The organism is Sphingobium sp. GW456-12-10-14-TSB1, assembly GCF_059424385.1.
Genome location: NZ_JBWKZI010000001.1, coordinates 2,120,993 through 2,147,244, shown reverse-complemented (window position 1 = coordinate 2,147,244; position 26,252 = coordinate 2,120,993). Strand labels below are relative to the sequence as shown.

Sequence of the window (26,252 nt, the reverse complement as noted above, 5' to 3'; positions counted from 1 at the left end):
ACTGGTGCGCCGCAGCCGGGGGCTGCCGCGTGAAAAGGAGAACGCGCCTTCGCTATGCGACTGGTCTCGTCCAGTCCAGTCGCTTGGACCGCGCTTTTGCCGATGATAGCGCACCCATGTGACAAAGTGTGTCAGTTGGAACCAGCGGGCCTTCCTGTCGTTGCGCTGGCGTGCCGAAAGACCGGACGGAAGGATCATGATGGACAGCCTGCTCACCGCCTTTACCGATCCCGCCGCCCTGGCTGCGCTCGTCGCGCTGGTGGTGATGGAAGTGGTGCTGGGCATCGACAATCTGGTGTTCATTTCGATCCTGACGAACAAGCTGCCCGAACATCAGCGGCAAAAGGCGCGCCGTATCGGCATTGGCCTGGCGCTGGGAATGCGGCTGGTGCTGCTGTCGATGATCGCCTGGATCGTCGGCCTGACCGCGCCCGTGTTCGACCTGGGGATCATCGGCCCGCCCAATCAATATGGCGCGCCGACCTTTGAAACCGAATTTTCCTGGCGCGACCTGATCCTGATCGCGGGCGGGCTGTTCCTGATCTGGAAGGCGACCAAGGAAATCCATCATAATGTCGATCCCGCACGCGGCGACGATATGCTGGACAAGAAGAGCGTGGCGACGCTGACCTTCGGCAGCGCGATCGTGCAGATCATCCTGCTCGACATGATCTTCTCGCTCGACTCGATCCTGACTGCCGTGGGCATGACCGATAATCTTGCGGTCATGGTCATTGCCGTGCTGGTCGCCGTGGGTGCGATGGTGCTGGCCGCCGATCCGCTCGCCAATTTCATCGCCAGGAACCCAACCGTCGTGATGCTGGCGCTGGGCTTTTTGCTAATGATCGGCGCGGTGCTGATCGCCGATGGCTTCGGCGTGCATGTGCCAAAGGGCTATATCTACGCGGCGATGGCCTTTTCGACGCTGGTGGAGTGTCTCAACATCTTTGCCCGCCGCGCGCAACAGCGCAAAGGGGCATGATCAGGGGAGGGTGGGTTGATGGCATGACGGCAAGCCGACGCCATGCCTCGCCCCTATTGCGGGCGGCCACCAGGCAGTTCGCGCTCCATGCCGGTCAGGCCAGGGTCAGGAAAATTTCCGCCTCGATCATCCACGCGCCGCCCCTGTTTCGCCATTTGGCGCTATAGGCGCCTGACGCCAGCGTCTCGCCGCTGCCGCTCGCCACGCCCTGCCAATGGCCCTGCTCCATGGCGATCGGTTCTACCGGGGAAACAAGGATCGTGTCGGGCGTGCGGGTGTAGATCAGTCGCTCGGCTGCCGCGAATTCGCGTTTCCAGGCAATCAGTTGCGCCTTGCGCCCGGTGATGAGCGCGCTGTCGGTGCCCGCGACCAGCACGGCGTCGGGCGCGAGCAGCGGGCCGATCGCGGCCAGATTCGCGTCGGCCAGCGCGCGATTGAAGGTCGCGCGGGTCATGCGGATGGCGATGTCTGCGGTGGCGCTCATGGATGATTGTCCTAAAGCCCGTTCGTTTCGAGCGAAGTCGAGAAACGGGGCGTGTCGGCTTCTCGACTTCGCTCGAAGCGAACGGCTGTCGTGTTTACCCGCATCGCGCCGAGGTGATCGTCATCGCTTCGTCATAGCTGACGGTCAGCCGGTCGGGGCGAAAGTCCATCGTCATCGCCATGCCGGGGCCGCCCCAGCGCAGCGTTCTGGCCCCCGATGCAGCCAGCAGCGCCGCGCCGGTTTCCGCGCTCGCCTTTTGCCCGATGAAGCGTTCGACTGCAACGTCTCCAACAAATTGCACTAGGCCGTTCGGGTCGCAATTGCCGGGCACGGCGGGTGCTTCTGCGCGACGTTCGATACCGCCGGTCTGACATGCCGACAGAAGTAAAGCTGACCCGAGAAACATGGCTGGGAACTGTCGCATAGATAGGTTGCCTTATCCAAACACCGTTCGTGCTGAGTAGGGACTGAGCGAAGCCGAAGGCCCGTATCGAAGCATGGCGCGCATACGCATCCTTCGATACGCCATTTCGACTTCGCTCAATGGCTACTCAGGACGAACGGATGTTGTTTACTCCGTCCGCGTCATCTTCAGCCGACCGCCCTTGACCGCAAAGGCCAGCCGCCCCTCGACCAGATCGACCGCGTCGCGGCCATATTGTTCGTAACGCCACCCCTCCAGGATCGAGAGGTCGTTCCGCACGCCCGCCGCCAGCGCTTCAATGTCATCGCTGCGCGCCAGCAGGCGCGATGCGACATTGATGTCGCGCGACCGGATCTTGAGCAGCAGCTTGAGCAGGTCCGCGACCAGAGCGCCATCCTTGCCCAGCCCCGGACGCCGCGGCTCCCGGTCGGGCATTTCATCTTTGCTGAGCGGCTGCTGCTTGCCCAGCGCCGCCATCAACCGCGCGCCGATGTCATTGGTGCGCCAGGTCGCGGACAGGCCGCGCACCTTGCCCAGATCATCCTGCGTGCGCGGCGGATGGCTGGCAATGTCGGCCAGCGTCTCATCCTTGACTATGCGGCCGCGCGGCAGATTCTTGTCCTGCGCCTCGATCTCGCGCCATGCCGCCAGCGCTTTCAGGCGACCCAGCACATCGGCTTTCTTGCTGGCGATGCGGACGCGCTTCCACGCATCTTCGGGCAGCGTTTCATAATGGCTGGGATCGCTGATCCGCTCCATTTCCTGGTCCAGCCAGTCGCCACGCCCGGTCTTGCGCAACTCTTCCAGCATCTTGGGGAAAATCTGGATCAGATAGGTGACGTCGCCGATGGCATAGTCGATCTGGCGCTTGTCGAGCGGGCGGCGCGCCCAGTCGGTAAAGCGCGCGCCCTTGTCCAGCTGTACGCCCAGCCACGCCTCGACCAGATTGCCATAGCCGATCTGCTCGCCAAGGCCCAATGCCATCGCCGCAATCTGGGTATCGAACATCGGGTGCGGGGTCTTGCCGGTCAGATTATAGACAATCTCTATGTCCTGTCCGCCGGCATGAAAGATTTTCAGCACATCCTCATTGTCGACCATCAGGTCGAGCAGGGGCTTCAGGTCGATGCCCGGCGCCTTTGGGTCGATGGCGGCGGCTTCGTCCGCGTCGGCCACCTGGATCAGGCAGAGTTCGGGCCAATAGCTGTTTTCGCGCATGAATTCCGTGTCGATGGCGACATAGGGGGATTTGGCGATGCGGGCGCAGAAATCGGAAAGTGTCTTGCTGTCGGTAATCAGCGGATGGATTTGCATATGGTCATCGATCTTATTATGGGCAGGCCCGCTCCCTGGCGGGCTGGTCGTAGTGACCTTATGCCCATAGCCTGCCGTCAGGGCTTTGTCATTTCCGTAAAACGAAGCTGAAAGACCAAAACGCCATGCACGCCTATCGCACCCATACTTGCGGCGCCCTTCGTGAAGCCGATGTCGGCACGGCCGTGCGCCTGTCCGGCTGGGTGCATCGCAAGCGCGACCATGGCGGCGTGCTGTTCGTCGACCTGCGCGACCATTATGGCATCACCCAGATGGTGGCGAAGGCGGATAGCGAAGCGCTGCGCGTGCTGGAGGGGCTGCGTCTCGAATCGGTGGTGACGATCGACGGTACGGTCGTGGCGCGCGGTCCCGAAGCGACCAATCCCAAGATGGAAACCGGCACGATCGAAGTGGTGGCCGATGCCGTCACCGTCCTGTCGACTGCCGCGGAACTGCCGCTGCCGGTCGCGGGCGAGCAGGACTATCCCGAAGACATCCGCCTGCGCTACCGCTTCCTCGACCTGCGGCGCGAAACGCTGCACGCCAATATCGTCAAGCGCACGAAGATCATTTCGGACATGCGCCGCCGGATGGAAGGCGCGGGCTTTACCGAATATTCGACGCCGATCCTGACCGCGTCCAGCCCGGAAGGCGCGCGCGACTTTCTGGTGCCCAGCCGTATTCATCCCGGCAAATTCTACGCTCTGCCGCAGGCGCCCCAGCAATATAAGCAGCTGCTGATGGTCGCAGGCTTCGACCGCTATTTCCAGATCGCCCCCTGCTTCCGTGACGAAGACCCGCGCGCCGACCGGCTGCCGGGCGAATTCTACCAGCTCGACCTGGAAATGAGCTTCGTGACCCAGGAAGAAGTGTGGGACACGATGGAGCCGGTGATCGCCCAGGTGTTCGAACAATTTGCCGACGGCAAGCCCGTCACCCCGGCCGGCAGCTTCCCGCGCATTCCGCATGCCGAAGCGCTGCTGAAATATGGCAGCGACAAGCCGGACCTGCGCAACCCGATCGCAATCGTCGATGTGACCGACCATTTCGTCGGCTCCGGCTTTGGCATCTTCGCGTCGCTGGTCGAAAGCGGCGCCCGGATTCGCGCGATCCCGGCACCCGGTGCTGGCGCGGGCAGCCGCAAATTCTTCGACGAAATGAACAATTGGGCGCGGGGCGAGGGCTATTCGGGCCTTGGCTATATCAACATCAAGGATGGCGTGCCCGGCGGCCCGATCGCCAAGAATCATGGTGAGGAAGCGACCGCAAAGCTGATCGCGGCGCTGGGTCTTGGCGACAATGACGGCGTGTTCTTCGCCGCTGGCAAGGAAGCGCAGGCCGCCAAGCTGGCTGGCCTTGCCCGCACCCGCGTCGGCGAAACGCTGGACCTCATCGACAAGGATCGGTTCGCCCTGTGCTGGATCGTCGACTTCCCCTTCTACGAATATGATGAGGACACAAAGTCGGTCGATTTCGCGCACAACCCCTTCTCCATGCCGCAGGGCGGTCTGGAGGCGCTGAACACGCAAGACCCGCTGACGATCAACGCCTATCAATATGACATGGTCTGCAACGGCTTCGAAATTGCGTCGGGGTCGATCCGCAACCAGTCGCCCGAACTGATGGTCAAGGCGTTCGAACTGGTCGGCCTGTCCCAGCAGGATGTGGAGGATCGCTTCGGCGGCCTCTACCGCGCCTTCCAATATGGCGCGCCGCCCCATGGCGGCATGGCCGCGGGCGTCGATCGCATCGTGATGCTGCTGTGCGGGGCGCAGAATCTGCGCGAAATCACGCTCTTCCCGATGAACCAGAAGGCGGAAGACCTGCTGATGGGCGCACCCAGCGCCGCCGAATTCAAGCAGCTGCGCGAACTGCATGTGCGCGTGGTGGAGCCACAGGCGAAGGGTTGAGTTTTCCTTTTTCGTCATGCTGAACTTGCTTCAGCATCCAGGGTGTCGGACACTGTCCCTGTCGCCTTGGATGCTGGATCAGGTCCGGCATGACGATTGAGGATAGCTGCCCATGACCATCGACCTCGCGACCTACGAAGATGCGCCCAAATTCACGGGCGATTATGATGCGGCGCTGGCTGCGCTCCAGCAACGCCTCGCCAAGATTCAGGTCGCCCATATCCTGCACAAGCGCCGCAGCGTCATTCTGCTGGAGGGCTGGGACGCAGCGGGCAAGGGCGGCATCATCAAGCGGATGTCGGCCGACTGGGATCCGCGCTACTATCATGTCCATCCCATCGCCGCGCCCAATGAGGTGGAGCGCGACCATCATTTCCTCTGGCGCTTCTGGACGCGCCTGCCCGCCAGCGGCAACATCGCGGTCTTTGACCGTAGCTGGTATGGCCGGGTGCTGGTGGAGCGGGTCGAGGGATTTTGCAGCAAGGCCGACTGGAAGCGCGGCTATGACGAAATCAACGCGTTCGAAAAGCAGCAGATCGACGCTGGCATGAACATCGTCAAACTCTTCGTCCACATCACTCAGGACACGCAGGACAAGCAGTTGGCCGAGCGGCTGGACATCCCGTGGAAGCGCTGGAAAACCGGCGCGGACGACTATCGCAACCGGGCCAGGCGCGCGGACTATCTGGATGCGATGCACGCCATGTTCAAAAAGACCGACACGAAACATGCGCCCTGGCATGTCATTGACAATAATCACCGCAAGAGCGGTCGCATCGCCGCGCTGACCTATGTGGCGGAACGACTGGAAGCACTCGTCCCGATGGATTTCCCGGCGGCCGACCCCGCGGTCGTCAAGCTCGCGCAGGACGCCTTTGGCTATCGCCCGGCCAAATCCGCATAAAATTCAGTGAAAACAGTTACTTGTAACAAAAATGTCATGAAATTCTAACGGCTCGTTTACCATTGGGCGGCTAAGGCTCTGGCCATGTTTCATGCCCCCATAATCCCGCCGGACGCGCCCGGCCTGGTCAGCCTGCCCCTGGCGCAGGACAAGCCGGTTATCTGGCTGGGGCGTCCGCTCAGTGAGGCGGTCGATTGCTTCCAGCGGGATTCCGCCCTGCGCCTGCTGCCGGTGCTGGACGCGCGCGACCGGCCCGTCGGCGCGATCTATGAGCGCGACATGCGCCGCATCCTGTTCAACCCCTTCGGCCATGCCTTGCTGCGCAACCCCAGTTTCGGCGGGCGGCTGGACGATCATGTCCGCCCCTGTGCCCTTGTGGACCGGGGTGCGGGCCTCGATCGGCTGGTCGATCTCTATGCCGCGCAGGGGACCGGGTGCGAAGGGCTGATCGTCACGGACGACGGGCGCTATGCAGGCGTACTGGACGGCACCCTGTTGCTGCGCCTGACGGCGCAGCGCGACGCGCAGGTGGCGCTGGCGCGATCGGAACGGGTCGAGCAGATACGGCGCGAAAGTGCTGGCTTTCAGGGCGATGTCGCGTTGCTGATCGCGGACATGGTGGCCATGGCCGACCAGTTGTCGGCGCTCGCAACGCAGGCGGCGGAGCGTGCGGCGGGCGATGGCGCGGACAGTGCGGCGATGGCGGTCGCCGCGGCGCAGACGGCCGATCGGCTGGCGAGCATCGCGGCGGGCGGCGTCGAACTGGGTCAGATATTCCAGGCGATGGAGAGCGAGGCGCGCGATGCGGGCGCAGCGATGCGCGATGCCGCCGCGCGCAGCCGCGCAGGCATGGCGCAGGGCGAGGCGCTGCGGAGCGAGACGGAGAATATCGGCGAAGTCGTCGCCCTGATCGACAGCATCGCGGGCGCGACGGCGATGCTGGCGCTCAATGCCAGTATAGAGGCGGCGCGGGCGGGTGATGCGGGCAAGGGCTTTGCCGTGGTCGCGCGCGAGGTAAAGTCGCTGGCCCAACAGACGCGCGATGCCGCGGCGGGCATCGCCGGGCGGATCGCGCATGTCCGCGCGACGGTCGCTGACGTGGCGGCGGGCCATATGCATATGGATGCGGCCATGGCCCGCGCCGACCGTCTGTCGGCTTCGCTGTTCGACGCGGTCGCCCGCCAGGCCGCTTTCAGCCGCGCCATTGCCGAAAGCGTGGCGGAAGCGGGGTCGTCCAGCGACCATATCCGCTCCGGCGCGCAGGCGATCAGCGGCAATGCGGACGCGACCGTGCTGGGTGCGCGCGCGATGCAGTCGGTGGCACAAAGACTAGCCGGAGAGGCTCATCGGCTGGAAGCGCGCGCGGGCGGCTTCATCATGGCGATCGGCGCGACCTGACGATCCGTAGAAATCCCTCTGGCGTCGCGCGCAAATGGCGATAGGCTGTGCGTCCATAAAAAGGAGAGGAAGCCATGCTCGTCATGTTCGTGGGCACTGACCGCACTGAAACCGCCGTCAACGCGTCGCAAGTCACCTTCGTCTCGTCGGTCAATGACGGCACGCGCATCCGCTTTGGCGAAGGCCGCAGCGTGACCGTGACCGAACCGATCGCTGAAGTGCTCGAAAGCCTCAACCGCTCGCTGCGCCCGCACGACTAGACGCCGTCTCGCTTCTGTTCGCCATGACCGGGCGGCACGGCATCCTGTCGTGACGCCCGCCATGGGTGGCTTGCTATCGGGCGGCGGGCGCGCGCCTTGCACCGCGCAAGCGCGGCTCAGTCCGGATAGCGGATCGCCATCACCTCATATTCCTTCTCGCCCGACGGCAGCATCACGCGGCGCAAGTCGCCGATGGCCGCGCCGCGCAGGGCGCGGGCAATGGGGGAGGACCAGCCGATCCGGCCTGCCTCGATGTCGGTTTCGTCATTGCCGACCAGCGTGACGATGCGGTGATTGTCATCCTCATCGGCGATGGTGACGGTCGCGCCGAAATAGACGCGGCTCTTGTCGCCCTGCTGCCGGGCGTCGACGACCTTGGCGTCCTTCATCTTCTTGGACAGGCGCTTCAGCTGAAAGTCGATCTCGCGCATCCGCTTGCGACCATAGAGATAGTCGCCATTTTCGCTGCGGTCGCCATTGCCCGCCGCCCAGCTCACGACTTCGACGATGGCGGGGCGCTCGACGCCCAGCAAATGGTCATATTCCGCGCGCAATTTGGCAAAGCCTTCGGGCGAGATATAATTGGGATAGGGGGTCGTCATCCCTCGATCCCATAACCGTTCGGGCGGACCTTGTCGAAGCCTTGCGCTTTGCTCAGGGCGAAGGGGGCGACGATAGGCCTCTCAACCCGGCGTCTGTTTCCCCAGATAGCGGCTCAGCACCGCGCTGGTCCCGCGAAATTTCGCCCGTTCCGGGTTCATTGCTTCATAGACGACCGCATTTTCCAGCACCCGCTGCACATAGTTGCGGGTCTCGAAAATCGGGATCTGCTCGATCCAGCGAAGCATGTCCGCTCCGGGCAGGCGCGGGTCGCCATTGGCGCGGATCCACTTGTTCACATTGCCCGGCCCGGCATTATAGGCCGCGACCGCCAGCGGATAGCTGCCGCCATAATAGTCCAGCATCCGCTGGAAATAGCCCGAACCCAGCATGATATTGTAGCTGGGATCGTTGAGCGAGGCGGGATTGTAGCCCAGACCCAGCTTGCCCGCCTGTTCGCGCGCCGTGCCGGGCATCAGCTGCATCAGTCCGCGCGCGCCTGCATGGCTGACGATCTGCTTGTCGAACTGGCTTTCCTGCCGGGCGATGGCATGCACCATGGTCCAGTTATATTGCGCCGTGGGCGGCACGGGCACGCGCGGGAAGGCGCTTTCGCCATAGCCGGTCAGGCCGCTGGAAACGGCGCGACGGCCGACCATGACGCTCATGTCGGTGCGGCCGATCTTTTCGGCCAGTTCCGCGGCGAGATAATGATCGGTGTCGCTGTCGGCATTGTTGGCGATGGCGCGGGCGAATTTGCCCTGATCCTGCCAATAGCCCATCTGCCCCAGCGCCTTGACCGCGCGAACGACGGATCGCTGGTCGAACGCGGCGCGTTCGGCGGCGGAAATCGGCACCGGGCGCTCGACCGTGGCGGGCGCGGGGATCGGGCGGCCCAGCCGTTCGAGCGCCAGCTGACCGTAAAACTGGTCGGGATAGACGCCCGCCTGTGTGAAATAGCCGTTGGCGCTGGCGGCGTCGCCCGCCTGAAGCGCGGCGCGACCGGCCCAATAATAGCCTTTCGACCTGGTCTGGGGCGATTTGGCCGCATCGGCATAGCGGCGGAACATCGCCACCGCGTCGGTCGGACGATTGAGATTGTAGAAGGCGGTCGTCCCGGCCAGCCAGGCAAGACTGGTATAATCGTCCCGCACGCCGATCGGCTGGTCGGACAGGTCGACGCCCGGCGGCACGGCATCGTCAATCTTGCTGGCGATGCCCCAGGCAAAGCTCCACTGGCTGTCATTGGCCGCGGCGCGCGCCTGTCCCAGCAATATTTCGTAGAATTTCTCGACGTTGGTCGGGCGATAGCTGAGCGGGCCGCGATTGGCGAGATATTGGCGTGCCGCGACCCAGTTGCCGCTGTCGCGCAGCCACAACGCCTTGTCGGCGATAAAGCCTGCATCGCTCGCGCCAACTGGTTCGGCGGCCTGCATCAGCATCGCAGCGTCGGCCGACTTGCGGCGGAAGGCGATGCGCGCCTGATAGACGGCGCGCCTGCCCGGCGAGACATAGGCCAGCATGCGCGTCGCCCCGACCGTGTCGTTGGCCCACAGCAGCATGTCGGCGCGCAGGTCGTGATCGGCAGGCGTCAGGCCGGACCCGAAGAGAGACAGCAATCGCGCTTCGTCCGCAGCGCTCAGGCTGCCGCTAATCCAGGCATTGCGCGCGGCGACCCGCGCTTCGTCCGTCCGCCCCATCTGCATCAGCGCGGTGGCGTTGCGGGCGTGGCCGGTCGCGGTGCGCGGCGGGAACCGGGCGAAGAAGGCCGTGACCTGCCGGGGATCATAGCTGTCAGGATTGATGCCGGTTTCGGCCAGCCGCCGCATCCTGTCCTCACCCGGCCAGCCCGGATTGGCGGTGATGAAGCTTGCATAGGTGGAAAAGCCCAGCCCGTCGCTTTGCTGCAGCGCGCGCCACTGGTCGATCGTCGCGCCGATCGTGCCGTCGCTGGCCATGCCGACGCGGGACGCCACCCTGTTCCATTGCGCCCCCGGCGTGTCCTGCGCGGGCAGCGGCTGGACCACGGCGCCGGGCGGGTCGGCGGGCGCTGACGCGGGGGCTGGGCCTTCGGTCTGGGCGCTTGCGCCGGCGGTAAACAGCAACAGTGCAACAAGGGGCATACGGATAATGTAACTTTCAATCATTCGGGGCGTCGCCATGCTGGACATTATCGCAAATGCATCCTTATCAGCGCCTGAATGACGCGCTATAGCGCGCCGCTTGACTGATCATGCCCCGGCCGGCCGGAGAATTGAAGGAGTTTAATCATGTTTTCCGGCTCGATTCCGGCTCTGGTGACCCCGTTTCGCGACGGATCGGTGGATGAGGCGGCGTTTCGCGCGCTGGTCGACTGGCAGATCGCCGAAGGATCAAGCGCGCTCGTCCCCTGCGGCACCACCGGCGAAAGCGCGACCATGACGGTCGAGGAGCATAATCGCGTCATCGCCATCTGCGTCGATCAGGCCGCCGGGCGCGTGCCGGTGATCGCGGGTTGCGGCTCCAACGACACGCGGATCGCGCTCGATCATATGTATGCCGCGCAAGGGGCCGGGGCGGATGCCGCGCTGGTGGTCGCGCCCTATTACAACAAGCCCAATCAGGACGGCGTCTATCAGCATTTCGCCTATCTCGCCGAACGCTGCTCGCTGCCGATCGTCCTCTACAACGTCCCCAGCCGCACCATCACCGACATCGGCGTGCCGGTGATCCACCGCCTGTCGGAAGAATTTCAGACGATCGTGGGGATCAAGGACGCCACCGGGAATCTGGGGCGGGTCAGCGCACAGCGTCTCGCCTGCCGCCCGGATTTCTGCCAGCTTTCGGGCAATGACGAAACCGCATTGGGATTCAACGCCATGGGTGGCAAGGGGTGCATCTCCGTCACCGCCAATGTCGCGCCGCGCCTTACCGCCGATTTCCAGGCGGCCTGCGCTGCGCATGACTGGGATGGTGCCTTGGCGTTGCAGGATCGTCTTTACCCCTTGCATGATGCCCTGTTCAGCGATTCTTCACCCGGGCCTGTTAAATATGCCCTTACGCGCGTGCGGCCCGACATGCCCGGCGACGTCCGCCTGCCAATCACCTGGCCGTCGGAATCCAGCCGGGCCGCGGTCGACCGCGCGCTGGAAATTGCGGGGCTGGTATAGAAGGCCCATCTCCGTTCGGTTCGAGCTTGTCGAGAACTGCGCGGGAAGGGTTCTCGCCCTTCGACAGGCTCAGGATTCTCGAACCGAACGGATGAAAAAGTAGATTAATGGCCCGCCCCCGTCCCGTTACCTTCGACAAGAAAAAGATCGTCGCCGAAAACCGGCGCGCGCGCTTTGACTATTTCATCGAAGATGTGTTCGAAGCGGGCATCGCCCTGCAGGGGACAGAGGTGAAGGCGCTGCGCGGCGGCGAAGGGTCGATCGCCGAAAGCTATGCCGAGGTGAAGGGCAATCAGGTGTTTCTGGTGAACAGCAACATCCCTGAATACAGCCACGGCAATCGCCAGAATCACGAACCCAAACGCCCCCGCAAGCTGCTGCTGCACGAGCGGGAGATCCACAAGATGCACAGCGCCGTGTCGCGGCAGGGCATGACGCTGGTGCCGCTGATGGTCTATTTCAACAGCCAGGGCCGCGCAAAGATCGAACTGGCGCTGGCCAAGGGCAAGCAGAATCACGACAAGCGCGAAACGATCAAGGACCGCGACTGGAAGCGCGACCAGCAGCGCATCATGCGGGACAAGGGCTGAGCCATGGACAACCGCCTCAGCCGCTGGTGGCACGCCAATGCGCCGACGCGCGAAAGCCTGGAGCATAACAGGTTCCTCGCGCCCGTCGCGCACCGCGTGCTGGAACCGTCGCTGTGGCGCTTCACGCGCCGGTCGGTGCCCCGCGGCGTGGCACTGGGACTGCTGGTCGGCATCTTCCTGTTGATCCCCGGTGTGCAGATTGCAGGCGCGGCGCTGCTGGCGCTGCCCTTCCGCGCCAATATTCCTGTCGCGGCCGCCATGACCTTCCTGTCCAATCCCGCGACCACGCCGCTGATCCTGTGGCTGTCGGTCTATATCGGCAACTGGATGCTGGGCCGCAGCGCGGACGCATCGGGCTTCATGACGCTGGTGGATCATCATGCCACGATTGGCCAATGGGCCGCCTGGCTGGTGTCCGAAGCAGCGCCCGCCTTGCTGCTGGGTCTCTCGATCATCTCGATCGTTGCGGCCGCGATCGGCTATGTCATTGCCGACTGGGTCTGGCGTCATCGCATGGGCCGCAAATGGCAGGCGCGCAAATTGAGGATTGGCAAGGCCCATAAAAGCAGCGCATTGGAGAAACCAGCTCCTGTCCTCTAGGATGGGCAAGCGGGTTTGACAGTGTCGATGCAGGGGAAGGGCCGCCCATGGCCGCGCGGGTGAACAGCAATGGGGATGCGTGGCTGACCCAGTCGCGATCGGGTTTTGCCCTGCCGCTTTTGCTGCTGGCGGCGGCACTTTCGGCCGGGCTGATTTTCTATGCGATCGACAATTGGCTGCTGGCTGGCGGATTTGCGGCCACCGTCCTCACCATCGCGGCGCTCATGGCCTGGTATCGCCGCCTTTATCCGCCGCAACTTTCCGACAAGGAAGCGATCCCCGACTGGACGGTCGCCCGCGCTGCCGCTGACGCATCCAGTATGGCGATCGCCGTTACCGATCGCGCCGGGCGGCTGGTTTGCGCCAGCGACCTGTTTGGCGAATGGTTCGCCGGCTATCCCACCCCGCCCGGCATCACCGGCGATCCGGCACTCACCGAAAGCCTGTCGGTCGCTGCCCGCGCCGCCTGGCGCGATGGGGAGGCGAAGGTCGGCGGGATCGCGCAGGGCGCGCTGCGGCTGGATGCGGAGGTGGTGCGTACCGGCCGGGCCGAGGATTATCTGCTCTGGCGCTTTGCCCCGGTGCGCCAGCCCAGCGCGCTGGACGACGTCAACCGCTTCCTGACCGGCGAAGCGGGCCGCCAGCTGGGCGAGGCGGGCGTGATGGCGGTGATGATCGGTGGCGAAGGCCGCATCCGTGCCGCCAATGGCGCCTTCCTGCTGCGCGCCGCCGGGCGGATCGACGCCAATATCACCGGGCGCGATTTCGCCGGCCATATGCGCGTGGATGACAAGGGGCGACTGTTCCTGGCGCGCGAAGAGCAGGGCGGCCTGCCGCTGCGCCTGCTACAGGTGCCGTTGAAGCGGGTGACGCAGGGCAACGGCATGGCGGCGCAGGTCAGCGCGCAGGACGGGCCGATGCTGCTGCTGTTGATCGACGAACCGGCGGGCGGCGGCGGCACGTCGGCGCTTTCCTACATCGAAACCCTGCTGTCGCTGCTGCCCTTTGGCCTGGCCATGGCCGACCGCGACGGGCGGGTGCTGTTCCTCAACAATGCCTTTGCGCGGGTCGCTGGCCTCAAACCCGGCGACAAGCCCAGCTATCCCGGCGATCTGGTTGTGCGGGAGGATCAGGCGGCGGTGGCCGACGCGGTGCGGCGCTTTGCCGTGGGGCCGCAAATGTCGGGCGACATAGCCGTGCGCATGCGGGACCAGCCTGACGAGCCGATCGCATTGAGCCTGGCTGGCGTGCGCGGGCTGGGCGAGGCGGCGGTGCTCCTCTCGCTCAAGGATAATAGCGAGGAATCCAAGCTCAAGCGGCAGGTGGCGCAGGCGACCAAGATGCAGGCGATCGGCCAGCTGGCGGGCGGCGTCGCGCATGATTTCAACAATATCCTGACCGCCATCATCGGCCATTGCGACCTGATGCTGATGCGGCATACGCCCGGCGACAGCGACTATGACGATATTCAGCAGATCAAATCGAACAGCAATCGCGCCGCCGGCCTGACCCGGCAATTGCTCGCCTTTTCGCGCCAGCAGACGCTGCGGCCCCAGATCCTGCAACTGCCCGACATCGTGGCGGACGTCTCCAATCTTTTGAAACGCCTGCTGGGCGAAAATGTGAAGCTGGACGTCAGCCATGGGCGCAATCTGGGCGCGGTGCGCGCCGATCCCGGCCAGCTGGAACAGGTGATCGTCAATCTGGCGGTCAATGCCCGCGATGCCATGCCCGAAGGCGGCACGCTCAATATCCAGACCTATGCCGTGCCCGCGATCAAGGTGCGCGAAATGCGCCAGCAAATCCTGCCGGCGGGGGACTATACCGCGCTGCGCGTATCGGACACCGGGCTTGGCATCCCGCCCGACATATTGGCCAAGATTTTCGAGCCTTTCTTCACCACCAAGGAACTGGGCAAGGGGACCGGCCTTGGCCTGTCCACCGTCTATGGCATCGTCAAGCAGTCGGGTGGCTACATCTTTGCCGAATCCGAACTGGGGCGCGGTGCCAGCTTCGTCATCTACCTGCCTGTCTATGCTGGCTCCGATGCGAATGACGTCGCGCCGGTCAAGCCGCCGGTCAGGCGCAGCGAGACATGGGGCACCGGCACCATCCTGCTGGTGGAGGATGAGGACATGGTCCGTGCCGTCGCAGAACGGGCATTGGTGCGGCAGGGCTATACCGTGCTGACCGCCAGCGACGGCGAGCAGGGGCTGGAGGTGCTGGCAGGCGATGTCGCGATCGACCTTTTGATCTCCGACGTGGTGATGCCCAATATGGACGGCCCCGCCATGGTGGCGCAGGCGCGTCGCGCTTTCCCCGACCTGCCAGTATTGTTCATGTCGGGCTATGCCGAGGAGCAATTGCGCAAGTCGATCGACATCGCCAACGTCGCTTTCCTCCCCAAGCCCTTCTCGGTCAACCAACTGGCCGAAGCGGCGCGGGACGCACTGGCGACACGACCCGTGGCGGAATGACCCTCGAATAAGTTGTGCTTGATCAAGGTAATTATCCTGTCCATTCCCGCACCGATGGGTTAGCGCATGCGCGTATCAACAGGGGATCGCCACGGCATGTCGGACGGCAAGAGCATTTTGATCGTCGAGGATGAAGCGATGATCGGCATGATGCTGGAAGATTATCTCGACGCGCTGGGTTATCGCTTGCATGCGGTCGCCGCTTCGGTCGACGAAGCCTGCGCCCATGCGCGCGACGGCGGCTTTGACGCGGCTTTGCTCGACTGCAATTTGCAGGGTGAGAAAAGCTGGCCCGTCGCGGACATACTGGTCCAGAAAGGCGTGCCTTTCGTCTTTGCGACGGGCGGCATGGCCGACGATCTGCCGACCCATCATGCCGACCGTCCCACGCTTGCCAAGCCCTTCACGATCGGCGCGGTCGAGCGGGCGTTGGGAAAAATATTGGGCGAATAGGAAATTTCCGTTCCCCTCTTGTTCTATTAGAACAAACAGGATACATCATCGCCAGGCGCCGAGAGAATCGACGCAGTCCGCTTGACAGGGATTAGGCCGATGTCCGCTATGCTCACACTCATCGATTCCAAGAAGAACGGGACTATGGACAGACAAAAAGCATTGGACGCCGCGCTTGCCCAGATCGACCGGGCCTTTGGCAAAGGCTCTGCGATGAAGCTGGGCAGCCGGGAAAAGATCGAGATTGAAGCCATCTCGACCGGCTCGCTCGGCCTCGACATCGCTCTTGGCATTGGCGGCCTGCCCAAGGGGCGGATTATCGAGATTTACGGCCCGGAAAGTTCGGGCAAGACCACGCTGGCGCTGCACGCCATTGCCGAAGCGCAGAAGAATGGCGGCACGGCGGCCTTTGTGGACGCGGAACATGCGCTCGATCCGGGCTATGCCAAGAAACTGGGCGTCGACATTGACGAACTGATCGTGTCGCAGCCCGACACGGGCGAACAGGCGCTGGAAATCGTCGATACGCTGGTGCGCTCCAACGCTATCGACGTGCTGGTGGTCGACTCGGTCGCCGCGCTGGTGCCGCGGGCGGAAATCGAAGGCGAAATGGGCGACAGCCATGTCGGCCTTCAGGCGCGCCTCATGAGCCAGGCGCTGCGCAAGCTGACCGGCTCGATCTCGCGCTCCAAATGTATGGTGATCTTCATCAACCAGGTGCGGATGAAGATCGGCGTGATGTACGGCAATCCGGAAACTACGACTGGCGGCAATGCGCTCAAATTCTACGCCTCGGTCCGCCTCGACATTCGCCGCACCGGCCAGATCAAGGATCGCGAAGATATTGTCGGCAATGCGACCCGCGTGAAAGTGGTCAAGAACAAGGTCGCGCCGCCGTTCAAGCAGGTCGAATTCGACATCATGTATGGCGAAGGCATCTCCAAGATTGGCGAAATCCTCGATCTGGGCGTCAAGGCCGGGATCGTGGAGAAATCGGGCGCCTGGTTCTCCTACGACTCTGTCCGCATCGGCCAGGGTCGTGAAAACGCCAAGACATTTCTGAAAACGCATCCTGAGATGGCGGATCGTCTGGAAAAGGCGATCCGGGGCAAGACCGAAGAGGTTGCCGAAGCGTTGATGGCCGGACCCGAAGCGGAGGATGATGACGAATAAGCGCAGATGCTCGTCCGGCCCGATCAGCCGGAACGATCTCTGGCGCAACTCGTCCGCCCCTCGCTTCACGCACTGAAAAGGCCCGCCGCGCACCCCCTGCGCAGCGGGCCTTTTACCGTCCGGCTCCATCAACGCCGACTTTCCGATAGGATCGGGCCAGCGCAAGATAATGTCCGATTTGCCGGGAAATATGCGAAGTTAAGCGGTTCAGTGCGTCCGGCACTTGCGCCCTGCCTGCGCTCTCGCAATGCTCTGCACCCTAATGGCGGCTGGCGCGTTACCGCGTCTCCTTCCCGCTTTTGAAAGGCTCCCCTGATGCGCGTCGCGATCGAGGCGATACTGGACTATGACTTCGCCGAACCGACCGATGTGCTGCTGGCGGTGGAAGCCGCCGCGCTGCCGGATCAGCGCATCGTCAGCCAGTCCCATATCATCAACAATGCCGGGCCATTGACCAACAAGGTGGGCGGCAGCGGCGTTGGCCGGCGCACTTGGACCCGCACCGGCACCGGACGGATGCTCAGCACCTACCGCGCCACCGTCGATGTCGACCGCCCCGCGATCGACCTTGCCAGCCTCGCCAAAAGCCCGCTGCCCAGCCTGCCGGAGGATGTGCTGCCCTTCATCTGGCCCAGCCGCTATTGCGAGGCTGACCGCTTCGTCAGCTTCGTCTGCGGCCATTTCCCCGATCTGGAGGGCGGCGCGCTGGTCGCGGCGCTGCGCGACTGGGTGCGCGACAATCTCATCTATGTGCCCGGCAGTTCCGACGGCACGACCACCGCTGCCGATACCTTCGTTGCCCAACAGGGTGTCTGCCGCGACTATGCCCATCTGACCGCCGCGCTGATCCGCTCCCGCGATATTCCGGCCCGGCTCGTCTCGGTCTATGCCCTCGACCTTGATCCGCCCGATTTCCATGCCGTTGTCGAAGTCTGGCTCGACGGGGCGTGGCGCATCGTCGATTCTACCGGCCTCGCCCCGGTCGAAACCATGGTTCGCATCGCGGTCGGCCGCGACGCCACCGACATCGCCTTCATGACCGCTTTTGGCAACGCCATGATGAACGCCCAGTCGATCCTCGTCTCGCGCGTGGACGAGGGCTAGGCAGCCCGTCCCCGTTCGCCCTGCGCCTGTCGAAGCGTCGTCCTGCTTGATGTAGGGACAGGGCTTCGACAGGTTCGGCCCGAACCGGCAATCTCAAGAGCGCGATGCCCGCGCTCCGCTCAATAATCCTTGGAATAGCGCAGGTTCGCCGACGATCCGGCATTGGTCCCGGTCTTCGACAACAGGCTCAGCGTCCTCGATAGCGCGATCTCCAGCTGGGTGGCGGTAAAGCCTTTGGAATCGGTGATCACCTCCACATAGACATTGTTGGAGATATGCTGCCCCACCGCCAGGCTCGTGCCGCGCCCGGTCGTTTCATCGCCGCCGACAATGCCGATGCGGTCGATTCCCGACGCGCCCTGCAACTTGCCCATCGGGTTCAACCCGCCGCTGCCGCCGCGCAGGCCGTTGAGCGCCGCCGCCAGCTGCACCGCCTGCATCGCAGACAGGTTGGCGACATTATCGCCGAACAATATGCGCGACAGGATTTCGTCCTGCGGCAGGGTGGGATTGGAAATGAACGCGATGTCGGGTTGCTGCGCTGATCCGGTCACCTGTATGCCCGCCGTCACCGTATCGATCCGCGTCTGCGCCTTGATCGCCAGCACCGGGTTCAGCATCGGTCCGTTAAAGGTGATGACCCCCTGTTCCAGGTCGAACTGCTTGCCCGAAAAACTATAGCGTCCACGCAGCACTTCCAGCTTGCCGACAACCCGCGGGTTGGCGGTGGTGCCGGTCACCCGCATCGCTGTCTTCCATTCCGAATCCAGCCCCATGCCGGTGACATAGATTTCATTGTCGGCCCGCACCCGGATGTCGAGCTTCCAGTCAGCGGGCTTCGCCGCCGCCTGACGCGCGGCCTGGCGCTGGTCCAGAATGTCCGCGCCTTCGCCCTTGCGCCGCACGCCCTGCAATTGGCGAATCTCGGTGCCACCCTGCCAGGCGACCCTGTAGCGGGTTTCGGGCAGGCTCAGGTCGCCCTTGATCAGGCCGCCATTGGCCGCGCTGTTGGTGATGGCCAGCGTCCCGCTCACGACGCTGGTGATTGCTTCGCTTCGGGCCAGCCGGGCGCGGTCGAGTTTGATGGCGATATTCATCGGGAACCCGCTGTCGGCGGCAAGGCCCACCGTGCCGGACGCCTGGACCGTGCCGTCGCCTGCCCGGCCGGAAAAGTCGCGCAACTCCAGCCGGTCGTTCGTGAAGCGGCCATCGAGCTTCATCTGGGTGACCCGCGTGCCGAACGTCTCATTTTCATAGGTCAGCGCATTGGCGCGGGCGACGCCGTTGATACGCGGATCAGCCAGTCGCCCGCTGAAATCGGCTGCTACCGCCAGCCCGCCGGTCAGTTGCTGGTCGGCAAGACCCGCGAAGGAAAAGAGAATGTCGGCCGGTCCGGCATAGCGGATGCCACCGCCCAGCGGCGCCGCCTGCAACTGCTCGCTCCAGCTGTTGCCGGGGCCGGGCGGGGCGAGCGTCGCCACGAATCGTCCCAGCGTCGACGAACCGCGCCGGATCAGCCCGCGCAGGTCGCCGCCCGCGCTGGACAGCTTGCCCTCCATGCTCATCGACACGGGATCGGACACGGCGGTCAGGCTGGAGCGCCGGAAATCCGAGATGGCGAGCCGCGTGGTCGCAGTCGGGAAAGCATTGCCGGTCTGCACATAGTCGATCGTCCCGGTCGCCTTGCCGCCAATACCCAGTCCTGGCGAGGCCATGTTGATGATCGCCAGGTCAAAATCCTTGAACCGCATCTGCATGGCCGTGCTGTCGCCAGACCGTCCGGCCAGATCGACCTTGCCCTGCGGCAGGATCAGCGTGGCCGGTTCCAGTCGATAGCCCCCCGGCTCCGTACGGATGATCGCGGGGTTGGCGAGGCGGAAGGGTATATTGCCTGCCTTGCCCTGCAACGCCACGGCATAGAGATCGGGGCGCAGCGCGGCATTGGCCGCGATCGAGAAGGGGACGCCGCTGGAGCCATCGGCCACCAGCTGCGCCTTGCCACGCCCGCCCTGATAATCGACCTTGGCGCGCGCCGTGCGCACCACATAGTCGCCATAGGCAGCGTTGGCGATCTGCACGTCCGCCAGGATTCGGGGCTGATCGGTCAGCACCATGGAGGCGTTGACGATGGCGCGGCCGATGATCACGTCCGCGTCGCCCGGCAGCTTGGCGTTATTGGCGGTGGCGTTCACATCCACGCCCTGCGCCTCGCCAACCGCCGCCAGCCGCACCGCGCCTGTAATGCCTGACCCGTTCAGGCTCAGCTGACCGGCAAAGGGACCGGCCGCGCTCTGCCGCAGCGTGCCTGCCATATCGACCCCGGCAAAGCGGGCCTTGGCGATGTCGATCGTCAACGGGCCAGCGGCGGTACGGATCAGCACATTGGCGAAGAAGGGGCCATAGGGCGATCCGCCGGTCGCTTCGAGCCGATAGCCTGCGGCCTCTCCGTTCAGCTTCGCGACCACATCATTCAGCTGCACGCCGACATTGGGCCGTGCCGCGCGCAACACCGCCTGCGGTCGCTCCATCGTCCCGCGGACGGTCAACTCCAGCGGCCCATATTGGCGCGAGGCGGCGGTGGCGTCGAACGCGATCTGGCCGTTGGTGTCGTAGCTGCCCGAACCCGACTGGATGGTGAAATTGGGCGCCGCGCCCTTCAGCCCGGCGAGCGTGAACTTGCCCTCCGGCGTCATGCCGATCCGCCCGGTGGCGATGGCGTTGCCGCCCAGGAAATCGCGTACCGACGCATTGTCCCAGCGCGCTGTTCGCACACCAAAGCGGCCCGACAGGCCAAAGCCGCCCTTGGGTCCGGGGACCAGCTCTATATCGGTGTTGAGATTGACGATGCCGACGCCGTCGATCCGGTAATCATTGACCCGTCCTTTCAGCGCCCCGCGATAAAGGGCGTTGTCCAGATCAGCGAGGATTATTGCGGTCGCGTCGATCTTGTCGCTGTCGATCTTGAGGTTGTCGCTGATCAACCTCCCACTGGCATAGGCGAAATCGCCCTTCACCCGCAGATTGTTCATCAATCCGCCAGCCGCGGCGTTAAGGCCGGTCACCCGGCTCGCGGTGGCGTTGACGGGAATGCGGATGCGGTCGGCGTCGATCACCGCGCGGCCGGTGGCTTTCAGATTTTCGATGCCGGTGGCGTCGAACGCGAGATATTTGGCGCTGATGTCATAATCGATGAACGGCGTGGCCATCGGCCCGTCCAGAACGATGGCGGCGCGCACGTCGCGACCCTTGACCTTCTCCATGATCGCGCCGGGGGTCAGCAGCGCCGCATTGATCTTCAGCGCGCTGAACCGGCTCGTGCCCAGATCGACCAGGCCCTGCGCATCGGCGGACAGGGCAGGGGAACGCAGCGTCGCCTTCAGGTTGACGCGCCGTTCGTTCAGGCCTGCAAACAGGTCGACGTCCAGCTGCGGCGCAGTCAGGCGATCGACCGTGCCGGCCATCATCAGGCCGGGGCGCAGCGGCCCCTTGGCGGAGAATGCGCCATCACGCGCGGCGACGGCGATGTTGGCGATCTCGCCCTTGGGACTGGTCGCAACGATGCGCCCGTTCCAGGCCTGCCATGTCCCCTTGCCATCCAAGGTCGCGGTCATCCCGTCGGTCAGGCCCGACATGGCGGCAATGACACCGCCCCTGGGCGCGGTCAGCGTGCCGCTCATGGCCAGCCGATTTTGCGCCGGAACCGCGTCCAGCTTCGCCTGTAACCGGTCGCCGCTGTCGACGATCGCGTCGGCGGACAGGATCGCGCGGCCGTCGGCGATATGGGTTACGCCGTCGATCGCGATTTCGCGCTTCTGACCGATGACGGGCTTCGCCAGCACGAATTTGCCGATCTTCAGCCGGTCGACGTCAATGTCCAGATCCGGCAGGATAGGGGCATTGGGATCGGTCGGCGTGGCGTTGAACTGCGGGCTGCGCGCCAGCACCACCAGCGGGGTTTCCAGCAGGCTGACCGAAATATGGTTGTTCACATAACGAAACGGCTTCCACACGACATGCACGCGCGGGGACACCGCGAACACGCCCTTGGGGTCGCGCAGCACAAGATCGTGAATCACCATGTCGCTATAGATCGACCCGTCGATCCGTCCGACTTCGATGGCCATGCCCGATTCGAGTTTCAGCGCCGCGATCTGCTGGATCAGGAATCGCTTGCCCGGCTGGGTGTTGAGGCCCAGCAGCAGGCCCGCCACCAGCACGACCAGCGCCACGACAAGGCCGACGACCCCGATCGCGATCTTCTGCCACAAGGGGCGACCTTCGCGCACGATCACGGCCTCGCTAGGGACGGTCTGGGCGGGGGTGTCATCCTGAGTCATTAGAAGGCCTGCCCAATACCGATATAGACGGCGAATTTGGATTCGCCCGGCTGCCGGTTGATCGGCATTGCAATGTCGGCGCGGAAGGGGCCGAAATTGGTGTAGAAGCGCCCGCCAATGCCGACGCCATAGCGCATGTCGGAAAATTTCGGGATCGCGCTGTTATAGACCTGACCTGCATCGACAAAGGCCACCGCGCCATAATTGCCAAAACGATACCGGCCCTCGACCGCAAATTCATTGACCGATCGGCCCCCGATGGGATCGTTGTTTACATCTTTCGGCCCCAGTTCCTGATAGCCATAGCCACGCACTGATCCGCCGCCGCCCGCATAGATGCGCCGCGATGGCGCGACATCGTCGCGCGACACGCCACTGATCGTGCCAAGCCGGGTGCGCGCCGCGATAACCAGCGAATCCGACACGGGATAATAGCCGGTCAGGTCGAACGTGCCGCGCACATACGGCGAAACATTGCCCTGCAACGACGCTTCGGGCGACACGCGCACACTGGCGCGGAATCCCTTGGTCGGGTTGAGCAGATCGTCGGACCGGTCATAGCCGACCTGCACCGGCAGCGCGCCGATGAAATAGGTCAGCCGCTTGTTCTGGCCAGTCGCCGGATCGATCGTCGTCTGTTCGTTCGACAGCAGGATTTCCGCGCCATAGGTATAGGTCCAGCGCTTCTGGAAGATCGGCGTCGATTGCCGCGCCCAGCTGATGTTCAGCCCGGCGGTGAAGGCTTCATAGGCGTCATATTTCTGATGGTTGATCAGCGCACCGGCCTGAAACGTCTTGTCGCGCTTGCCCGCGTTGGACCGGCGGAACGTACCCGACACGCCCTGTTCCTGCGTGCCCGCGACCACGCCAGCGATCAGCGCGCCTTCGGGCGGAAACAGGTTGCGATGGGTCCATGTCCCTTCGGCGCGGAAACCCTGACCGGTGCCATATCCCACCTCGCCCGCCAGCGTGCGCGGCGGCCCGGCAGCCTGTTCGACGTGCAGGTCGACATATTCGGTCCCGTCCGGCCCCGCCTCGTTGGTGCGAACGGGATCGACCGCGACGCTGGAAAACAGGCCGGTCGCGACCAGTGCCTTGCGCAAATCATCGACCTTGCGGCTGTCATAGACCTCGCCCGGCTTGTAGCGGCGGATCACCTCGATATGATCGGCCCCGAACGCCTGCTTGTCGCCACTGGTGGTAATCTTGCGGAACGTACCGCGCGGCCCGGTGTCGACGGGCAGGGTATAGGCGCCCGTCACCGTCGCGGGGTCGAGCAATATGTCGCGCTCCCCCACCTTGGCGAAAGCATAGCCTTGTTCGGGCAAGCGCAGCGCGACATTGGCCTCCGCGCCTTCGACCGTCGTCGCGACGATATAGTCCCCGGTCTTGAGCGGCAGGCTGTCGCGCACCAGCCCCGGCGGCACGGTCGGCCCGGCCTGCACGATGATGTCGCCCAGCTTGTAGCGCTTGCCCGGCGTCACGGAAATCACGGCGGTCAACGTGCCATCGCCGGTCTGGTCGAGGCTGGCGAGGGCGGTCGCGTCATAATAGCCTTCGGAATAGAAAAGCCGTACCGCCAGCTTCTCATCCTCCTGCGCCCGTGCCTGCACCATCGCGGCGGTCTCTGCCTTGCCATCGCCGTCGATCAGCGCGGATGCATCCCGGAATTCGTCTTCAAGGCCCGTCTTGCCAAAACCCTCGATCCGGGTGGCATAACGGACGTCGGGCAGCTTTGCGTTCGGGTCGCTGTCGGCCGCGACGTTGGCGGGCACGGTTACGCTGTCCAGCGGGGGCAGCGGTTGCGCCAGTTCCTGCTCCTCAGCCGGCTCGATGGCAGGCGGCAATTCCGCCGCTGCGCCGGTCGAGGGCATTTGCTGGTCGATCCAGCTGTCGATCGACGGCAGCGGCTTGGCGGGGTCGCTTCCCTCCATCTGCGGCAGGCGCGCCTCGAACTGGTCGTCCGGCAGGATCGGCTCTTCAGCCTGCGTCGCATCATAGGGCAAGGATGGCGTGGTGGCGGGCGGCGGCGTCTGCGCCAGCAGCGGCAGGGGGGATGCGGTCGCGATAAGAAGGCCCAACATGTGCCGGACATGATGCGCCTGTCTTATTATCATATGTCCGTCACGCCCCTCTGGTCGCCAGCCATGAAGGCGGCCACAAAGCAGCAATACGCTCAAGCAGTTGCCGCGGTTCCGTCCGGCGGGCAATTCGCCGCGACGGCCCGCGCTTCCATCCCTGCATGCAAGCGACTAGAGCGGCGGCATGACATTTGCGCTCAACATCTCCCGCTCCATCACTGGCCAGCCCTGGAAATGGCGGGGGGAGGGGGCGGATGCGCGCGAACCGGGCTATGCGCCCGACGATCTGGTGACGCAATTGCTGCTGGCGCGCGGCTGTCCGCGCGACGCGCTGGATGCGCACCGCAACCCCACGATCCGCGCCTTCATGCCCGACCCCAGCCTGTTCCGCGACATGGATGCCGCCGCGGAACGGCTGGCCGACGCGGTGCAGCGGGGCGAGGATGTGCGCATTTTTGGCGATTATGACGTCGATGGCGCCACCAGTGCGGCCCTGCTCATCCGCCTGCTGCGCGACCTCGGACTCTCGGCGAAACCCTATATCCCCGACCGGCTGATGGAAGGCTATGGCCCGTCCGGTGAGGCGCTGGTGCGGCTGGCGGGCGAGGGCGCGACCCTGATCGTCACCGTCGATTGCGGCGCGCAGGCATTCGAGGCGCTGGCCATGGCACGCGACACCGGAGTCGATGTTGTCGTGGTCGATCATCATAAATGCAGCGCGGCGCTGCCCATGGCGCTGGCCCTGGTCAATCCCAACCGGCTGGATGAAGGGGACGAGGCCGCAACCCATGGTCATCTCGCGGCGGTCGGCGTCGCCTTTCTTCTGGGCGCGGCGCTGGTGCGGGTGCTGCGCGCCCGCGGCTGGTTCGCAACGCGGGCCGAACCGGCGCTGATGGAATTGCTGGACATCGTCGCGCTGGGCACGGTGGCCGATGTCGCGCAGTTGAAAGGCCTGAACCGCGCCTTCGTGGCGCAGGGGCTCAAGGTGATGGCCCGGCGGCGCAATATTGGCCTGGCCGCGTTGATCGACGCCAGCCGCCTGACCCGCGCCCCGCTATGCCATGACCTGGGTTTTGCGCTGGGACCGCGAATCAATGCGGGCGGACGTGTCGGGCAGGCCGATCTGGGGGTGCGCCTGCTGACCACGCAGGATTCTGCCGAAGCCGCGCGGATCGCCGAACAATTGAACCAGTATAATGAAGAAAGGCGCGCGATCGAGGCGGCGGTGCAGGAGCAGGCCGAGGCATTGCTGACGGCCCAGGACAATCGCGCCATAGCGGTGATCGCCGGGCAGGGCTGGCACCCCGGCGTCATTGGCATCGTCGCCGGGCGGATCAAGGAAAAGGCAGGCCGCCCAGCCATCGTCATCGCGCTGGACGAAGATGGCGTGGGCAAGGGATCGGGCCGATCGATCAGCGGGGTCGATCTGGGCGCGGCGGTGATGGCGGCCAAGGATAGCGGCCTGCTGGTCGCGGGCGGCGGTCATGCGATGGCGGCGGGGCTGACCGTGGCGGCGGACCGGGTCGATGCGCTGGCCGATTTCCTTGACGATCGGTTGTCAGGTGCCGTCGCCCGCGCCCGCGACGACCGGGCGCTGCTGATCGACGCCGTGCTGGCCCCCGCCGGGGTCAATCCCGACTTTATCGCCGCGATCGAGGCGGGCGGACCCTATGGCGCGGGCTGGCCAGCCCCCCGCATCGCTGCCGGGCCGATGCGCGTGATCAAGGCCGATGTCGTGGGCAACGGCCATTTGCGCGCGATCATGGGCGGGGAGGATGGCCGCTCATTCAAGACCATCGCCTTCCGGCAGGCCGAGACCGATCTGGGGCAGGCGATATTGGGCGCGCCGCGCGACCGGCGGCTATGGGTCGCGGGTCGGGCGAAGATCGACGACTGGGGTAGCCGCCCGGCCGCCGAACTCCATCTGGAGGACGCGGCCTGGGCGGATTGAGGGTGGAGAAATCCGACACAGGAAAAAGGGGGGTTGACCCCTGCGCCGTCTCCTCCTAATG

20 protein-coding genes are annotated in these 26,252 nt (G+C 64.6%); 13 read left to right on the top strand and 7 right to left on the bottom strand.

The window, feature by feature from the left end:
- Positions 1-196: 196 nt before the first annotated feature.
- The gene (locus AC07X9_RS10470; protein ID WP_017182844.1) at positions 197-982 is read left to right on the top strand and encodes a TerC family protein; all 786 of its coding nucleotides are present in this window, start codon (positions 197-199) and stop codon (positions 980-982) included.
- Between the two features lie 94 nt (positions 983-1,076).
- Here the strand turns inward: AC07X9_RS10470 and AC07X9_RS10465 are convergent, their stop codons facing one another.
- The 3 genes from AC07X9_RS10465 to rnd all read right to left on the bottom strand — a co-directional run bounded on the left by AC07X9_RS10465 (position 1,077) and on the right by rnd (position 3,204).
- On the bottom strand, positions 1,077-1,466 hold the full coding sequence (locus AC07X9_RS10465; protein ID WP_017182843.1) for a nuclear transport factor 2 family protein: 390 nt from the start codon (positions 1,464-1,466) through the stop codon (positions 1,077-1,079).
- A gap of 94 nt (positions 1,467-1,560) precedes the next feature.
- A complete protein-coding gene (locus tag AC07X9_RS10460) occupies positions 1,561-1,890 on the bottom strand; it encodes an I78 family peptidase inhibitor (RefSeq protein WP_026002331.1) in 330 nt (109 codons plus the stop codon).
- 147 nt (positions 1,891-2,037) lie between these two features.
- Positions 2,038-3,204 carry a ribonuclease D gene (rnd, locus tag AC07X9_RS10455; RefSeq protein ID WP_017182841.1) on the bottom strand — a complete coding sequence of 389 codons (1,167 nt, stop codon included), beginning with the start codon at positions 3,202-3,204 and terminating at the stop codon, positions 2,038-2,040.
- 125 nt (positions 3,205-3,329) lie between these two features.
- Here rnd and aspS point away from each other — a divergent pair, with 125 nt between their 5' ends.
- The 4 genes from aspS to AC07X9_RS10435 all read left to right on the top strand — a co-directional run bounded on the left by aspS (position 3,330) and on the right by AC07X9_RS10435 (position 7,676).
- Complete coding sequence (gene aspS / locus AC07X9_RS10450; protein ID WP_017182840.1) at positions 3,330-5,114, top strand: aspartate--tRNA ligase; 1,785 nt, start codon at positions 3,330-3,332, stop codon at positions 5,112-5,114.
- Between the two features lie 112 nt (positions 5,115-5,226).
- Positions 5,227-6,018 (top strand): polyphosphate kinase 2 family protein, encoded by a 792-nt coding sequence (locus AC07X9_RS10445; RefSeq protein ID WP_017182839.1) that lies wholly within the window; start codon positions 5,227-5,229, stop codon positions 6,016-6,018.
- An 84-nt stretch (positions 6,019-6,102) separates the two neighbouring features.
- Entirely contained in the window at positions 6,103-7,416 is a 1,314-nt protein-coding gene (locus AC07X9_RS10440) for a methyl-accepting chemotaxis protein (RefSeq protein ID WP_017182838.1), read from the top strand.
- Between the two features lie 74 nt (positions 7,417-7,490).
- Positions 7,491-7,676: a hypothetical protein gene (locus AC07X9_RS10435; RefSeq protein WP_017182837.1), complete on the top strand. Its 186-nt coding sequence runs from the start codon at positions 7,491-7,493 to the stop codon at positions 7,674-7,676.
- A 116-nt stretch (positions 7,677-7,792) separates the two neighbouring features.
- Here AC07X9_RS10435 and greB read toward each other — a convergent pair whose 3' ends face one another.
- The gene (gene greB, locus AC07X9_RS10430; RefSeq protein ID WP_019052976.1) at positions 7,793-8,278 is read right to left on the bottom strand and encodes a transcription elongation factor GreB; all 486 of its coding nucleotides are present in this window, start codon (positions 8,276-8,278) and stop codon (positions 7,793-7,795) included.
- Between the two features lie 81 nt (positions 8,279-8,359).
- Positions 8,360-10,447, bottom strand: a complete 2,088-nt coding sequence (locus tag AC07X9_RS10425) for a lytic transglycosylase domain-containing protein (protein ID WP_026002330.1) — start codon at positions 10,445-10,447, stop codon at positions 8,360-8,362.
- A 99-nt stretch (positions 10,448-10,546) separates the two neighbouring features.
- Between AC07X9_RS10425 and dapA the strand changes: the two genes are divergently transcribed.
- From dapA to AC07X9_RS10390, 7 genes are all read left to right on the top strand, one after another.
- Entirely contained in the window at positions 10,547-11,425 is an 879-nt protein-coding gene (dapA, locus tag AC07X9_RS10420) for a 4-hydroxy-tetrahydrodipicolinate synthase (protein WP_017182834.1), read from the top strand.
- A gap of 107 nt (positions 11,426-11,532) precedes the next feature.
- Positions 11,533-12,015: an SsrA-binding protein SmpB gene (gene smpB / locus AC07X9_RS10415; protein ID WP_017182833.1), complete on the top strand. Its 483-nt coding sequence runs from the start codon at positions 11,533-11,535 to the stop codon at positions 12,013-12,015.
- 3 nt (positions 12,016-12,018) lie between these two features.
- Positions 12,019-12,615: a DUF2062 domain-containing protein gene (locus AC07X9_RS10410; protein ID WP_017182832.1), complete on the top strand. Its 597-nt coding sequence runs from the start codon at positions 12,019-12,021 to the stop codon at positions 12,613-12,615.
- Positions 12,616-12,662: 47 nt separating this feature from the next.
- Complete coding sequence (locus AC07X9_RS10405) at positions 12,663-15,092, top strand: hybrid sensor histidine kinase/response regulator (RefSeq protein WP_017182831.1); 2,430 nt, start codon at positions 12,663-12,665, stop codon at positions 15,090-15,092.
- A 96-nt stretch (positions 15,093-15,188) separates the two neighbouring features.
- Positions 15,189-15,545, top strand: coding sequence for a response regulator (locus AC07X9_RS10400; protein ID WP_017182830.1), 357 nt, complete (start codon positions 15,189-15,191; stop codon positions 15,543-15,545).
- A 99-nt stretch (positions 15,546-15,644) separates the two neighbouring features.
- The gene (recA, locus tag AC07X9_RS10395) at positions 15,645-16,718 is read left to right on the top strand and encodes a recombinase RecA (protein ID WP_026002329.1); all 1,074 of its coding nucleotides are present in this window, start codon (positions 15,645-15,647) and stop codon (positions 16,716-16,718) included.
- Positions 16,719-17,033: 315 nt separating this feature from the next.
- Positions 17,034-17,822, top strand: coding sequence for a transglutaminase-like domain-containing protein (locus tag AC07X9_RS10390; RefSeq protein ID WP_017182828.1), 789 nt, complete (start codon positions 17,034-17,036; stop codon positions 17,820-17,822).
- A gap of 119 nt (positions 17,823-17,941) precedes the next feature.
- On the opposite strand, the gene AC07X9_RS10385 is transcribed toward AC07X9_RS10390, so the two are convergent.
- Entirely contained in the window at positions 17,942-22,159 is a 4,218-nt protein-coding gene (locus tag AC07X9_RS10385) for a translocation/assembly module TamB domain-containing protein (RefSeq protein WP_017182827.1), read from the bottom strand.
- Positions 22,159-24,276 (bottom strand): autotransporter assembly complex protein TamA, encoded by a 2,118-nt coding sequence (locus AC07X9_RS10380; RefSeq protein WP_026002328.1) that lies wholly within the window; start codon positions 24,274-24,276, stop codon positions 22,159-22,161. Before AC07X9_RS10380 ends, AC07X9_RS10385 begins: the two co-directional genes overlap by 1 nt.
- A 148-nt stretch (positions 24,277-24,424) precedes the next feature.
- On the opposite strand from AC07X9_RS10380, the gene recJ reads away from it, so the two are divergent.
- Positions 24,425-26,191, top strand: coding sequence for a single-stranded-DNA-specific exonuclease RecJ (gene recJ / locus AC07X9_RS10375; RefSeq protein ID WP_086485761.1), 1,767 nt, complete (start codon positions 24,425-24,427; stop codon positions 26,189-26,191).
- The last annotated feature ends 61 nt before the right edge of the window (positions 26,192-26,252 follow it).